At 67.8% G+C, this 13,590-nt stretch carries 13 protein-coding genes; 8 read left to right on the top strand and 5 right to left on the bottom strand.

Annotated features, from left to right (window positions below):
- Nucleotides 1–152 precede the first annotated feature (152 nt).
- Together ACIBI9_RS43890 and ACIBI9_RS43885 are read right to left on the bottom strand one after the other, a co-directional pair.
- Complete coding sequence (locus tag ACIBI9_RS43890) at nucleotides 153–473, bottom strand: hypothetical protein (protein ID WP_397231731.1); 321 nt, start codon at nucleotides 471–473, stop codon at nucleotides 153–155.
- A 116-nt stretch (nucleotides 474–589) separates the two neighbouring features.
- Nucleotides 590–1,015, bottom strand: coding sequence for an ATP-binding protein (locus ACIBI9_RS43885; RefSeq protein WP_397231729.1), 426 nt, complete (start codon nucleotides 1,013–1,015; stop codon nucleotides 590–592).
- 239 nt (nucleotides 1,016–1,254) lie between these two features.
- On the opposite strand from ACIBI9_RS43885, the gene ACIBI9_RS43880 reads away from it, so the two are divergent.
- The 5 genes from ACIBI9_RS43880 (at nucleotide 1,255) to ACIBI9_RS43860 (ending at nucleotide 4,404) form a co-directional block, all read left to right on the top strand.
- Entirely contained in the window at nucleotides 1,255–2,082 is an 828-nt protein-coding gene (locus ACIBI9_RS43880; RefSeq protein WP_397231727.1) for a Scr1 family TA system antitoxin-like transcriptional regulator, read from the top strand.
- Nucleotides 2,072–2,284: a DUF397 domain-containing protein gene (locus tag ACIBI9_RS43875; RefSeq protein WP_397231725.1), complete on the top strand. Its 213-nt coding sequence runs from the start codon at nucleotides 2,072–2,074 to the stop codon at nucleotides 2,282–2,284. Before ACIBI9_RS43880 ends, ACIBI9_RS43875 begins: the two co-directional genes overlap by 11 nt.
- A 618-nt stretch (nucleotides 2,285–2,902) precedes the next feature.
- Nucleotides 2,903–3,802, top strand: coding sequence for a hypothetical protein (locus ACIBI9_RS43870; RefSeq protein ID WP_397231723.1), 900 nt, complete (start codon nucleotides 2,903–2,905; stop codon nucleotides 3,800–3,802).
- 97 nt (nucleotides 3,803–3,899) lie between these two features.
- On the top strand, nucleotides 3,900–4,091 hold the full coding sequence (locus ACIBI9_RS43865; protein ID WP_397231721.1) for a hypothetical protein: 192 nt from the start codon (nucleotides 3,900–3,902) through the stop codon (nucleotides 4,089–4,091).
- A gap of 79 nt (nucleotides 4,092–4,170) precedes the next feature.
- Complete coding sequence (locus ACIBI9_RS43860) at nucleotides 4,171–4,404, top strand: hypothetical protein (RefSeq protein WP_397231719.1); 234 nt, start codon at nucleotides 4,171–4,173, stop codon at nucleotides 4,402–4,404.
- 243 nt (nucleotides 4,405–4,647) lie between these two features.
- On the opposite strand, the gene ACIBI9_RS43855 is transcribed toward ACIBI9_RS43860, so the two are convergent.
- Entirely contained in the window at nucleotides 4,648–7,794 is a 3,147-nt protein-coding gene (locus tag ACIBI9_RS43855; RefSeq protein ID WP_397231717.1) for a BTAD domain-containing putative transcriptional regulator, read from the bottom strand.
- Between the two features lie 141 nt (nucleotides 7,795–7,935).
- Here ACIBI9_RS43855 and ACIBI9_RS43850 point away from each other — a divergent pair, with 141 nt between their 5' ends.
- The 3 genes from ACIBI9_RS43850 to ACIBI9_RS43840 all read left to right on the top strand — a co-directional run bounded on the left by ACIBI9_RS43850 (nucleotide 7,936) and on the right by ACIBI9_RS43840 (nucleotide 11,117).
- A complete protein-coding gene (locus ACIBI9_RS43850) occupies nucleotides 7,936–9,081 on the top strand; it encodes a serine hydrolase domain-containing protein (RefSeq protein ID WP_397231715.1) in 1,146 nt (381 codons plus the stop codon).
- A gap of 81 nt (nucleotides 9,082–9,162) precedes the next feature.
- On the top strand, nucleotides 9,163–9,906 hold the full coding sequence (locus ACIBI9_RS43845) for a DUF4097 family beta strand repeat-containing protein (RefSeq protein ID WP_397231713.1): 744 nt from the start codon (nucleotides 9,163–9,165) through the stop codon (nucleotides 9,904–9,906).
- A 53-nt stretch (nucleotides 9,907–9,959) separates the two neighbouring features.
- Nucleotides 9,960–11,117: a serine hydrolase domain-containing protein gene (locus ACIBI9_RS43840; RefSeq protein ID WP_397231711.1), complete on the top strand. Its 1,158-nt coding sequence runs from the start codon at nucleotides 9,960–9,962 to the stop codon at nucleotides 11,115–11,117.
- Between the two features lie 113 nt (nucleotides 11,118–11,230).
- On the opposite strand, the gene ACIBI9_RS43835 is transcribed toward ACIBI9_RS43840, so the two are convergent.
- Together ACIBI9_RS43835 and ACIBI9_RS43830 are read right to left on the bottom strand one after the other, a co-directional pair.
- The gene (locus tag ACIBI9_RS43835; RefSeq protein ID WP_397231709.1) at nucleotides 11,231–11,377 is read right to left on the bottom strand and encodes a hypothetical protein; all 147 of its coding nucleotides are present in this window, start codon (nucleotides 11,375–11,377) and stop codon (nucleotides 11,231–11,233) included.
- A complete protein-coding gene (locus ACIBI9_RS43830) occupies nucleotides 11,346–12,704 on the bottom strand; it encodes a transposase (RefSeq protein ID WP_397231902.1) in 1,359 nt (452 codons plus the stop codon). The genes ACIBI9_RS43835 and ACIBI9_RS43830 overlap by 32 nt, the downstream gene beginning before the upstream one ends.
- Between the last annotated feature and the right edge of the window lie 886 nt (nucleotides 12,705–13,590).

Genomic DNA, 13,590 nt, shown 5'->3' with positions numbered 1-13,590 from the left:
GCCACCTCGCCAAGGCCGAGCGCGCTCGCGCTCCCCAGGCCCCATCCCGTCGCCTCGCCAAGGCTGAGTGTGGTCGCCCTCCCCGGGCCGTATCTCGTCGCCTCGCCGAGGTCGAGCGCGGTCGCCCTCCCCGGACCGTGCCCGGAACCCCGCTACCGGTCACGCTTGGGAACCGCCGCGGCGTCGGCATCGACGGCCTCCACCGCCATCCCCCGCATGGCCACGCCCGTCCCTGCCAGGTTGTCCCCCAGGTGCGCGCACGCCTCCCCCATGAGGTCCCGTACGGCGGCCATCGCCGTGCCGACCGCCCCCGAACCCCACGGTTCCAACCCTTCGGTCCCGGCCCGCAGCGCAGCGGCCGCCCCCGCCATGATCCCCGCGGCCTCCTCCACCCGGCGTGCCCCATCCTCCAGAGCCGCCGGCTGAATCCGCCACTCGCGCCCCACGTCGGCTCCCCGTCCCTCGTCCGTCACCGCCGCCGGAACCGTAGCGCGCGGATATCCGGACAAGGCCCCTCTTCAACGAAGCTGAAAATGTATAAACAAAGGTCAGAAGCCGTTCACCGTCCCGATTGCGCGACGTTCACGAATCACCGAATGGGGACGTGGCACCAGACCACGCGTTCCTCTCGCTCGGTGAGGTACGTGCCCCACGTCCCCTCGCAGATCGCGGCGACGGTGGCGATACCCATGCCTCCGGGCCGCCTCATATGCGGGATCCAGTCATTCCAGTCGTCCGGGAGCGGCAAGCATTCCGGCTCCGACATGGGATTGCCTGGATCGGTGACGACGAGGCGGACGCAAGACGCCGCTCCGTCGAGACCTTCGTCCAGACCTTCGTCCAGACGGAGGCGTACCCAGTCGCGACCAGGACCCTTGAGCGCGTGCCTGACAGCGTTGGTGACCAGCTCCGAGGCGACGAGCTCGGCGTCGTACAGCGCGGAATGCGCCGATCCCAGCCAGGCTCTCACGGCCAGCCTGGCGCGGTGGGGTGCGTACTGATCCTGCCGCAGCATGGTACACCGCAATCGCCGAGGCACTGTCGCGCCTTGCCGCATGGAAATCACCTCGAAGCACACAAGAGCAGTCGGAAGGTGGAGGGCTACACATGCCTAAAACTCTGTAGCCACTGCACAGCATGGCGTCATGCGGTTACGTTGTGTTTCGAAAAGGCGGCTCCACTTTCCGTCAACCACCGGTGAAGTGTGTGTGGGCCTTGTAGGGACGTGCGGAGACAGAGGCGAAGGGTCGTGATATGACCGTAAACGGGGAAGAACCTGGCCTACGCGCACGAGCGGAGTATGGCGCGCGGATGCGGAAGTTTCGGACACGTCAAGGGCTGTCGCAGGAACGCCTTGCCGCAGCTCCCGGGGTCACCTACAGCGAGAGCCAGATAGGGGCCGTCGAACGCGGTAAGCGCACGCCGAGCGAGGCTTTCACGGAGGAGATCGAGCGCGTTCTCGGGCTTAACGGGGAGCTGAAGGAACTGCTGCCCGAAATCCACAACGACTTCGGCCCCAAGTGGTTCAGGCCCTGGCCCGGCATCGAGGCCGCCGCCCACACCATCCGCACGTCCGAGCCATTGGTGATCCCCGGACTCCTCCAGACAGAGAGGTATGCCGAACAAGTCCTTCTGGGCGAACCTGGGACCACAAGGGATCAGGTGCAGAAGGCGGTCAAGGTTCGGCTCAAGCGTCAGGCCGTGTTCAACCAGCCGAAGGCACCCATGTATTCAACTCTCATCGACGAGAGCGTCCTTTCTCGGCCGATTGGCGGGGCAGAGGTGATGCGCGAGCAGCTCGCACATCTCCTCACCGTCATGAAACATCCGTGCATCACAGTCAGGATCGTGCCCCTGGCCGCAGGGCTCACCACCGGGTTGCTGGGCGCGTTCGAGATCGCGCAGGCGGATGGCTCACCTGACACCGCCTACTTGGAAAGCTCCCTGGCGGGAGAGGTGATCACGCACATCGACAAGGTCCGGGCCCTTGGCGTGCGCTGGGATGCATTGAGCAGCATGGCCCATCCGGTGAACGTCAGCGAGCAGGTCATTCGCGAGGTGATGGAGAGGTATGGAGACTGACAACGAACTCGTAACCGCCGCGTGGCGCAAGGCCAAGGCATCAGGAAGCAACGGCGGCAGCTGCGTCGAAGTTGCCCCCCTCAGCAGTGGACGCGTCGCCGTGCGAGACAGCAAGGACCGCAGCGGCCCCGCCCTGATCTTCACCGCATCAGAGTGGGCCGCCTTCAAGGACGGCATGGCCAAGGGCGAATTCGACTTCTAGCCGAAAGCACGGAGGAGGGGCCGAAATCCCTTCCAAGCCCCTCCTCTTTTCTCCTGCACACCAAGATCCCTACACCGAGATGATGGAAGCCTCCACACACGCCCGGAGGGATGTGTGACTACGACGGATGACCGTAACGTCGCAGGTGGGAAGACGTAGAAAGGTCTCTGTCGTGAGAGTTTCCGCAATCAAAGAAGAGGGCGCTCCGAAAAATCGCCCGCCGCGCCCCGAAGAGAAACCCCACCTCACTGAACCACAGACGCCGAATCGGGACGCTGATGGTCACGCGCGTCAGCGAGGGCCATCGACGGAGCGGCCCGACGGCGCCCGGATATCGCGGAATCTGCGGGAAAGCCTGCGGTTCCTCGCCGAACACGACCCTCGCTAGTTCGCAAGCCGACCCAGGCCGACCAGCACGGGGGTTGCTCGGGGCGGGCGCCAAAGGCCCGCTTAGGGGTAACGGCGTGAGCGGGTGCCGCCTCTCCTCGGACCAGCAGGCGCGTGACGGGGAGCTGTGACGCATGAGCTGCTGAGGGCACCTCATACTGACCCGTCCCGCCATACCTTCCGCCAGCCTTCTGGCGCATTCTCGATACTTTCCGTGTTCATCGTGTGACAATGAGTGCCATGCCGTCCCCCCGACATGACGCCCTCATCGAGCTGTTCCACGACAGCCCCCAACTGGCGGTGGACATCCTGCGCGATGTTCTGGAGGTCGAACTGCCCGCCACTCCAGTGGTCCGGCTGGAGAGCACGACCTTCAACACCCGCCCCTCCGACGACATCGAAGCCGACGTGGTCATCATCCTGGGCCCACCACAGACCCCCATGCACGCCATCATCGTGGAGATCCAGCAGGACAAGTCCAAAAAACCCCAGCAACTCGCCCGCTACGCCGCCGCACTCTGGCTGCTGCTCAACTGCGACGTCACGGTCCTGCTCATCTCTCCCGACCGCAACGCGGCCGCCTACTACGCACAGCCGATCGACTCGGGCCTCACCGGCTACCGCCTGCAAGCCCAGGTGCTGGGCCCGGACAGCATCCCGGTCATCACCGACCCCCAGCAGGCCGCCGCACAGATGGGGCTTTCGACCATGGCGGTCATGGTCCACGGTCGCGACCGCAAAGTGGTCGAAGCTTTCACCACGGCACTGGCAGAGCTGCCCAATGAACACGCTCCGAAGTACTATGAATACGCTTACAGCATGTCCGGACCGGATGTGCGACGCCTCCTGGAGGAGATCATGACGTCCACCACCTGGCCCGTCTACAGCCCCTTCGCCCGCGAACACTTCGGAAAGGGCAAAGCTGAAGGCAAAGCTGAAGGCAAAGCCGAAGAGGCAGCCAGGATGGTCCTGCTGTTTCTGATCGCCCGCGGCCTCGACGTCCCGGATGACACGCGGGCACGGATCACCGCCTGCACCGACCTTGCCCAACTGGAGACATGGGCCACCCGGGCGGCGACCGCCCACACCCTCCAGGACCTGTTCAACGACATCGACGAACAGCGCGATTAAGCGCGCGAACCACATCCGCGACCGCACCCTGGAAGGCCACGAGTCCGCCCGCAGGAACGGCAAGGCCATCGGCGGCGCCACCGTCACCGACCCCGCCATGCTGTCCATGGCCCTGCACCTGCGCGAGCAGGACATGAGTCTGCGCGAGATCGCCGCCCGGCTCGTCATCACCCAGGGCGCGAAGAAGGGCCGGCATCCCTCGCCCGCCACGGTCCTGCGCATGCTGCGCGACCACGACGAATACCATCCCACTCAGGCGCCCACGCAGGCGCCGGCGGCTGCGCTGTGAATGTGTCCTGTCCCAATTCCACACCGCCCCCGACGCTTCGCTCGAGCTGACGCTCGATCAACCACACGACTCCTATGACATGGACGAGTACGGCCAGGTCACCGTCGGTCCCGCCCCAGACAATTTCCTGATGAGCCGATTCATCGGCCAGCCGATCCGAGCCGTTCACCGCATCATCGACCACCGGATCGAGACGGAGATCGGCCTCCGGCTCGAACTCGATCACGGCGAGGTGCGCATCCTCAACCTGGGCGACGAACTGGTCATCACCGACACCGCCCTGCCGGACGCGCTCGAAGCCGCCCTCCGCTGACACTCCCGCGCGACATTCAGCGCGCTGAACGCACGAGGCGAACAGGCGTTGAGATGCCGAACCCACGTGAGTTCCCGCTCCCGGTGAGCTGTGTGATCGCACGGAGACAGGCGATGGACAAGCAGACGGAGATCCACTGGGTGCTGCCGAACTTCGCCGACCTGTGCGGCACATTGCTCTTTTCCTCGTACTTGGCCTGCCTCATGTACGACAATCGGCTCAAATGCCCCTGCCACCCTGGACTTATACACGTAGCTTTGTCAGACGGTCGGTGGCCTCGTGTGGGGTCAGGTCGGCGCCCCGTTCATAGGCGCTGTCGTAGTCGGTACGGCCGAGCGACTCCGCGAGCATCTCCGAGAGGCAGCGCAGTTCGGTGTCGCCGTGGTCGAAGGCGCCGCGGATGGCCTGACTCAGGCCGAGCGCGGTGGCCGCGCCTGCCGGATCGCCCTCCAGCAACAGTAGCCTGGCCAGGAGTTGAGCAGCCAAGGGGGCATCCATGATCGCCTGCGCCGCCTCGACAGCGCGGGGCATCAGTTCGCGGGCGCGTACGGCGTCGCCAGCGGTGAGGAGGTTGGCTACCCGAGCGAGGAGCAGCCGAGGGTCGATGGCCTCCGCCGACTGGGGCAGCTTGCGCAGGAGCGCCTCCATCCGGTCGAGCGCTTGATCGGCGCGTTCGACCTCTCCGGAGCGGCGGTGCAGTTCTGCCTGGACGCCGAGCACCTCGATCTCCAGCGCCGGCTGGCCACGCCGCCAGGCCGCTCGTTCGGCGGTGTCGATGTCGCGCCTCGCGCCGGCCAGGTCGCCGGCGCGCATGCGTTCCGTGGCGAGCCCGAGCCGGGTGGAGACCTCGTCCTGCGAGCCGAGGTCGGTGGCGATCGCGAGGCTGTGCTCGTAGGCGGTGATCGCCTGGTCGTGGTCTCCGGCGATGGCGTGGATCTGGGCCAGGCCGTACAGCGCCTTCGCCGTCCACCACCGATCGCCCGTCTCCTCGAACAGGCGCAGTGCCGTGGTCATCGCGGTCGCGGAGCTCTCCCGGTCGCCCTGTTCGCGATGGCGCATGGCTTCGATCATGAAGGTGCAGGCGATCGCCCAGCGGTCCGGGCCGCTGCGCACCCGGGCGATCTCTCGATCGAGCAGCTCGTCCAGCCCGAGTATCGCCGCCATCACCAGCACTATCGTCAGCAGCATCGGATAGCGGCGCAGCGCGCCCGTGCGCGCGCAGTCGCCGATGAGCGCGCGGAGCCGCTCGTGGTCAGTGATCGGCCCGCCCTCGACGCCCACCAGGTGGATCGCGGTGAACGCGGCGCGGGCGTCCGCGGGCAGCGCGTCGCCGAACTCGGTGACCTTGGCGATGTAGGTCTCGGCCCGGGCGTCGTAGCGGAGCATGACCCAGTACCAGTACAGCGGTCCGAGCATCCGGGCCGCGGTCTCGGCGTCGTCTCCGTCGATGGCCGTTTGCAGGGCGTACATCAGGTTGTCGTACTCGGCCTGGAACAGCCGCAGCGACTCCGCCTGCTTGTCCGAGCGCAGCAGCGGCTCGTGTTCGTCGGCCAGGTCCGCGAAGTACCGGGTGAGCCCACGCAGGACGGCGTCGGTCTCTCCTGCGAGTCGGAGCTTCCCCGCCGCGTGTGCCCGGATGGTTTCCAGCATCCGGTAGCCGTCGCCGGCCCGCTCCACGATGGATTTGTCGACCAGGGAGTCCAGGAGGTAGACGACCTCGTCCGCGGGAAGCGTCTCATCCGCGCAGACCGCTTCGATCACAGCGATACCCGTCTGCGCCGGAAATATCGATATCCGGGCGGCCAGTGTGCGCTCTTGTGAGGTGAGGAGATCCCAGCTCCACTCGATGACCGCATGCAGCGTCTGCTGGCGGGGCTGGGCGGTCCGGTTACCGGTGCTGAGCAGCCGGAAGCGGTCATCCAGCCGCCGGGCGATCTGCTCGGCGCTCATGGTCCGCAGGCGTGCCGCAGCCAGTTCCAGGGCGAGCGGCAGCCCGTCCAGCCGGCGCACGATGTCCACGACCGGCCGCGCGGTCGACGCGTCCAGTGCGAAGCCGGGTCGTACGGCTCCCGCCCGGTCGAGGAACAGCCGCACCGCGGCCGATGCGGAGGCACGATCGTGATCCGCGTGCGCCGGGGGGAGGACGAGGGGCCCCAGGCGGCACAGCGCCTCACCCATGACGTCCAGCGGTTCCCGGCTCGTGGCCAGGATGGTCAGGTCCGGCTGGCGCTCCAGCAACTGCCCGGCGAACTCCGCGACGGCTCCGGAGATCTGTTCGCAGTTGTCCAGAACCAGCACGCCTTCACCACCGGCGAGCAGGTTGACCACCCGCTCCAGTAGCGTGCCGGCCGGCTGGGCTCCGGCGAGGCTGATCGTGCTCAGCACCGCCTCCACCAGCCCGTCGGCCGTGTTCACCGCGGCCAGGGAGACCAGCCAGGCCCGGCCTCGCTGATGGACCCGATGCCGGCTCACGGCCTCCACGGCCAGCCGGGTCTTGCCCACTCCTCCGGGGCCCACGACGGTGACCAGCCGGGAGGACTCCAGCAACCCGGCCAGCAACCTCAGCTCCTCCTGCCTGCCGACGAAGCTGGTCAGCTGGGCGGGTAGACGTCCTGGCACTGCGTGCGGCCGAGCCTGTCGCGCCTGGGGGTACTTCCGTTCACCCCGCAGTACGGCGAGGTGCGTCTCGCGGAGGTCCTCGGAGGGGTCGACGCCCAGTTCCTCGGCGAGGGTGCCGCGGACCTGGTCGAACACGGCCAGCGCGTCGGACTGGCGGCCTGCCGCGTGCAACGCTCGCATGCGCAATCCGGCCAGCCGTTCGCGCAGCGGGTGACCGGCGGCCATCGCCGCCATATCGGCCAGGATCTCGTCGTGGTGGCCCAGTCGCAGCTCCGCCTCGAAACGGTCTTCCATGGCCGCGACCCGTAGCTCGTCCAGCCGCGCGCCGGCCGTGGCGGCGAAGGGGGTGTCACGCACGTCGGCCAGCGCGTCTCCCCTCCACAGCGTCAGCGCCTCGTCCAGCAGCGAGGCCGCTCGCCGCACGTCACCCGCGGCCAGTTCGCGACCGCCCCGCTTCGCCTTCTCCTCGAACCGACAGGCGTCGACGTCCTCGGCGCATACGTGCAGGCGGTACCCGCCGGCCGCCCTCTCCACGACCTCGGCCTCGCCCAGAGCTTTGCGCAGCCGATGCACCAGCCCATGCAGTGCGTTGACGGTGCCCCCGCGCGGATGCTCCCCCCACAGGCCGTCAACGAGCGCGTCGACCGGCACCATCTCGCCCTCGGCCAGAGCCAGCCGGGCCAGCAGCGCTCGGACCATGACGCCGCCGACCTCGATCGGCGTGCCATCGTCGGCACAGGCCCGGACCGGTCCCAGCAACTCCATCCGCATGCACAAAGGCTATGAGCACAAAGACGCGCACGTGCCGCTTGAAAGTGGCGCCATTCCGGCTAAAAGAGCGTTCTAAGACGCATGTAAGCGCCGGTGGACACCGTGGAGGACGTACGGAAGAAACGTCCGAAAGGCAGTGCAATGGCAGCCCACGAGAACGTGCAGCAGGTGCTCGACTGGTCAGTGGCCGAGGTCGGCATTCCCGGCATCGTCGCCGAGGTCAAGGACGGCGACCGCACCTGGTTCGGCACCGCCGGCGTGGCCGACATCAAAACCGGCTCCCCGCGCGTGCCGGGCGAGTACTTTCACGCCGGCAGCAGCGGCAAGGCCTTCACGTCCGCGACGCTTCTGGTCCTGGAGGCCGAGGCCGGCCTCAGCCTCGACGACACGGTCAACGCCCACCTGCCCGGCGTGCTGGACGTCAACGGCTACGACGGCGACAAGATCACCATCAGGCACCTGCTCAGCAACACCAGCGGCCTGTTCGCCACCGGCCTGGCCCCGGAAGTCAGCCACCGCTACGCCACCCGCTCCGGGTTCGACCGGCATCGCTTCGACACCTTCAGCACCGAGGAACTGCTGCGGGTGGCGGTGTCCCAGCCGCCGGTCGGTGCGCCCGGCGAACGCTTCGAGTACGCCAACGGCGGCTTCTACATCGCCGGCGCGATCATCGAGAAGGTCACCGGCAACAGCTACGCCGACGAGGTCGACCGCCGGGTCGTCCAGCCGCTCGGCCTGACCCACACCCGCGTGCGCCCCACCACCGAGACCGGTTACCCCAGTCCGCACCCGCGAGGCTACTCCCACCAGTTCCTCAAGGACGGCGCCGACCCGGCCGCGGTCACCCCGGAGAACTGGGAATCGCTGATGGAGGAGCCCGGCCTGCCGCCTCTGGACGTCACCGAGCTCAACTCCTCCCTGGGCTACGCGGCCGGCAACGTCGTCTCCACCACGACGGACATGATCCGCTTCTTCAACGCGATGACCACCGGCAGCCTGCTGCCGCCCGCACAGCACCGGCAGATGTGGACCACGGTCTCCACCGAGGGCGGCTACTGGATGCCGCACGCCCGCTACGGCCTGGGCATGTTCGAGTTCGACGAGCAGGCGACCGGCGGCCGGACGCTGCGCGGCGTCGGCGGCAGCCTCTGGGGCTCCTATTTCTTCGCGGTCGGCACTCCCGATGGCCGGCACACCGTCGCCGTGCACACCAACACCGAGTGGAAGTCCTGGGACCCCATGTTCAAAGTCATCGAAGCGGAGTTCGGCGTTTCCATCGGTGCGTAAGCACGCCGCCCGCCACCGACCCCCGCTGAAAGCGAACCACCCATGGATACCTTTGACACACCGGAGCCGATCGTCGCCGCCTTGTCATTCACCGCGGCCGACATCCGCATCAGCGCGACCCAGCGCACCGACACCACCGTCGAGGTACGGCCGGCCGATCTGGCCGACGCCACCGACGTCGCAGCCGCCGAACGCGCCCGCGTCACCTACGCAGGCGGCCGCCTGACGGTCAAGGACCGCTCGAGCATCCGATCCCTTCCCGGACGCGTCGCAGTGACGGTCGAACTGCCCAACGGCTCGGCGCTCGACATCAGCCTCCGCGACGGGCACCTGAACGGCCAGGGCCGCCTGGGCGAGGTACGGGCCCACGTCTCCCGTGGCCACATCCACCTCGCCCGCACCGGCGAGTCGCGCCTGAGCACCGACGACGGCGACATCACCGTGGCCACGTCCGGGGGCCCGGCTGCCCTCACCACCGCCCACGGCCAGATCAAGGTCGGCGAGAGCATCGGCGCCACCGTGATCGGCAACGGCGCCGGGAACGTCACGGTGGACCGGGCAGAAGACGGCCTGCGCGTGACCGTCGAGCAAGGCGCCGTCAAGGTCGGCGCGATGGCGCGCGGGCGCGCCGATCTGGACGTCGGCGCCGGGACGATCAACGTCGGGATCCCGAACGGCACCGCCGTACTGCTGGACGCCAGGACCGCGCTCGGCAGCGTCCACGACAACCTGGGCGACGACTCCGAGGTGTCCGACGGCAACACCGTCGAGCTCCACGCCCACGTCGCCCAGGGCGACATCCTGCTCCACCGTGTCACCGGCTGACTCACGTATTCCCCTTGCGCGAACACTCCACTTGAAGGAAAGGCGATCTACCCATGACCAAGACCCTCCGCACTGCCGCCTGCCTGCTCGCCGCCGCAGTCGCCGTGACCGCAAACGCGTCGGCGGCGGTGGCCGACGACCACGCCGAAGTCCAGCAGGTACTCGACCAAGCCGTGGCTGACGGCATGCCGGGCGCCATAGCTGACGTCCGTGATGGCCGCGGGTCATGGTTCGGTACGGCAGGCGTGGCCGACACCGACACCGGCCTCAAGCGCCGACAGCAGGAATACTTCCGGGCCGGCAGCACCACCAAGACGTTCGTCGCAGTCGTGGTGTTGAAGCTGGCGGCCGAGGGCCGGCTCAGCCTGGACGACACTGTGGACAAGTGGCTGCCCGGCGTGGTGAAGGGCAACGGCCACGACGGCAGCAAGATCACCATCAGGCAACTGCTCAACCAGACCAGCGGCATCTTCCCCTACACCTCGGATGAGGGCCTGGCGACCGAACAGTGGAGCACCGCCTTCCTCAAGGGCCGTTTCGACAGCTACCGCCCCGAGCAGCTGGTGAAGGTGGCCATGGCCAACCCGCCCTCCTTCGCGCCGGGCAAGGGCTGGGGCTACTCCAACACCAACTACACGCTCGCCGGGATGATCATCGAGAAGGTCACCGGCAGGTCCTACGCCGAAGAGATCACCCAGCGCATCATCCGCCCGCTCGGCCTGAGGAAGACGTACCTGCCGGGCGAAGGCACGAAGCTGCGCCGGCCGCACGCGCAGCACTACGTCAAGTTCCTGGTCGGCGAGGACACCACAACCCCCTACGACCTCACCGACATGAACGCCTCCTGGGCCGGGGCAGCCGGCAGCATCGTCTCGACCATGAGCGACCTGCACACCTTCTATCGGGCAGTGCTGAGTGGCCGTTTGCTGCCGCCCGCGCAGCAAAAGGAGATGTTCACCACCATCTCCACCAAGGGCGTGCAGTGGATCGACAACACCGCCTATGGGCTCGGCGTCTTCTCCCAGAAGCTGTCCTGCGGCGTGACGATCTGGGGCAACGGTGGCAGGATCCACGGCTCCTGGACCTATGCGATGGGCACCCGAGACGGCAAGCACATGGTCGTCTCCAACATCAACGGCGACTGGGGCAACCCGATCAACATCCTCACCAAGGAAATGGAAGCCGAGATGTGCCCGCCGAGATCACGATGACCGCTCAATAGCACCGGCTCATCCGGCCTCACGAGCACGAGGCCGGATGAGACCTTCCCGGCCATGCCGAACCTGGAGCGCGCCGGCAGCAGCCAGGCTGTGAGTCCCGGTGGTCAATGGCCAGGAAATTCCGGCGCGGTCTCGGCGCGGCGGGCGGCGTCCTGGTTGGGATGCTCCGGCGCGCCGGCGACGAACCGCTGGTTGCCCTCCAGCAGCATCGCCAAGTCATCATCGGGCGTTAGCGTCAGCATCTCGGTCATGAGCGCACGCTACCGGGACTGCTGAACCGGCTCCGCGCAGACGCCCCGCCAGCGCCTCGGAGATCACGCGGCCAGTTCGACGTCGGTGAAGTCGACCTCCTTCAGCAGGGGGTCGAACGGATCCGGCCGATGGCGCAGCTCGTCGGTGGCGTACGCGCCGAAGCGGCTGACGTGGGCCCGCAGGTAGGGCTCGATCTGGCCGAGCTGATCGGCCCGTGATCTGCCAGCCCTCGGCAACCAGCTGCCGCACGACATCGGAGATGTCCAGGGCGTTGTGGAAGACGACCAGGTTGGCCAGCAACGTGTTGAACTTGATCAGTTTCTCCTGCTCTTCGGGGCCGTTGTCGGCCAGGACCCCGCCGAAGCCGAGCCACTTGGAGAACCCGTTGTAGGACTCGACCTTGTTGGTCGCCGCGGTGACCCGGGCTCGCAGCGCCGGGTCGGCCAGATACCGCAGCAGGGCGACGGTCCGTACGCTGCGGCCGACCTCACGGAAGGCCTTGTAGATGCGGTTCTTACGGGAGTTGGACCGCAAGAACCGCATCAACGTGGCCGAGGACAGGCGGCCCTCGCTGATCGAGATCGCCACCTGCATCAGATCGACCCAGTGCTTGTCGATCAGCTTCCAGCCGATCACGTTGCGGCCGCTCTCGCCGAACAGCTGGTCGATGTGCGGGTAGGCGATCTTCTCCGAGGCGCGGAAGAAGATCAGGTCCTTGAAGTTGCGGATGCGCGGCATCAGGTCGAACCCGAACAACGTGGCCAGGGCGAAGACCGGGAAGTTCTGGCCCTGGGTGTCGGCGTGCACGGTGGAGGGCTGGAGGTCAGAGGCATTCGCCAGCAGCCCCTCGACCAGGTACACCGCCTCCCACACCCCGCACGGGATGAACCGGGAGAACAGCGCCACGTAGGTGTCGGAGATGTAGTGGTAGGCGATGCCGCCGAATCCTCCGTACCGGATGCTGGTCTCGGCCAGGAGATTGTCGATGTAGGTGTCCACCTGGGTGCCGCCGGCGGCCACCGCGCTGCCGTCCCCCCATGCCTTGACCACGTCCAGCTCGGCGAACGCATTGACCACATCCGCGATGGCGGCGTTCAGCTTCTTCAGGGTGATGTGCCGGTTGCGGACCATGGACAGCTCGCGGGCGGTGACGGCGGCGATGTGCTTGGCCGCCTCGTACGGGCCGATGTTGATGCCGCCGGTGAACACGGCCAGCGAGTACCGCCCCAGCTTGTCCTTGATCTTGGAGGCGGGGCCGAAGTGGCGATACCAGCTCAGCCAGTGGGCGGTGCGCGCGACGATGGACAGCAGCGAGCGTTCGGGCATACGCCGCTCGATCGCGGCCGCCAGCCGTTCGGCCTCGGCATCGGTGCCCTTGCCGCGGCGGCGTTTGAGGGTGGGCACGCCATTGTCGTCGATGACCAGGTCGGGGTTGTCGAGGTAGCCGGCGTCCAGATGCGCGGCCGCGCTCAGGTGGGCGTCCTTGAGGTGGGCGACGAAGCCGGCGGGGGTGTCGGGCAGCCCGACCTTCTCGCAGAAGGCGACCAGCCTCGGCTGGCAGTCTTCCCAGGGCAGCAGGTGTGCGCTCGGGTCGGCGTACTCGTTCGAGCCGAGCACGGCCACGTCGCCGGTGCGCAGTTCCTCGGCCAGGTAGCAGAACACCATCGCCTCGAAGTGTCGGCGCGCCACCATGCCGGGACGGCGCCGGTCGGTCACCGCGCGCCGCCAGTTGCCCGAGGCGAACGCGAGGCCCGACTCCGGCTTGTCCTCCTCCACCGGGAGCGGCAGCGGGATGAAGCCGCGCCGCCTGGGTGAGTGCTCACGGGCGTGCGCCAGCGCGGCCAGCATCGAATCGTCGCTGGAGGTGGCCTTCAGCCGCAGCTTGCCCGCCAGCTCGAACAGCGCCGGCCGGTCCTTCTTGAAGAACCGGTACACCAGCAGCTCGTGCGCGTCGCCATGGAAGGCGGCCACCTCCTCGATGTCGGCCAGCTGCGCGGCGAACCCGCCGGCCTGCTCCACCGCCGCCCGCACCGCCTGCACGCTGTGGGTCTGCACCACGAGCGCCGACAGCACCTCGTCCAGCGGCCGGACCTGCCCGGCGCCCGCCGCGCACGAGGTCACCGCCTCCATGGCCCGCGCCACCGCCTCGGCCCCGGCGGCCGAGGTCTCGCTACCGGGGTTGAGACGTTCCAGCACCTGACGGTAGGTACCG

The organism is Nonomuraea sp. NPDC050451 (assembly GCF_044458585.1).
Note: the sequence above shows the minus strand (reverse complement) of the source record. Positions and strands in the feature narration are given on the sequence as shown.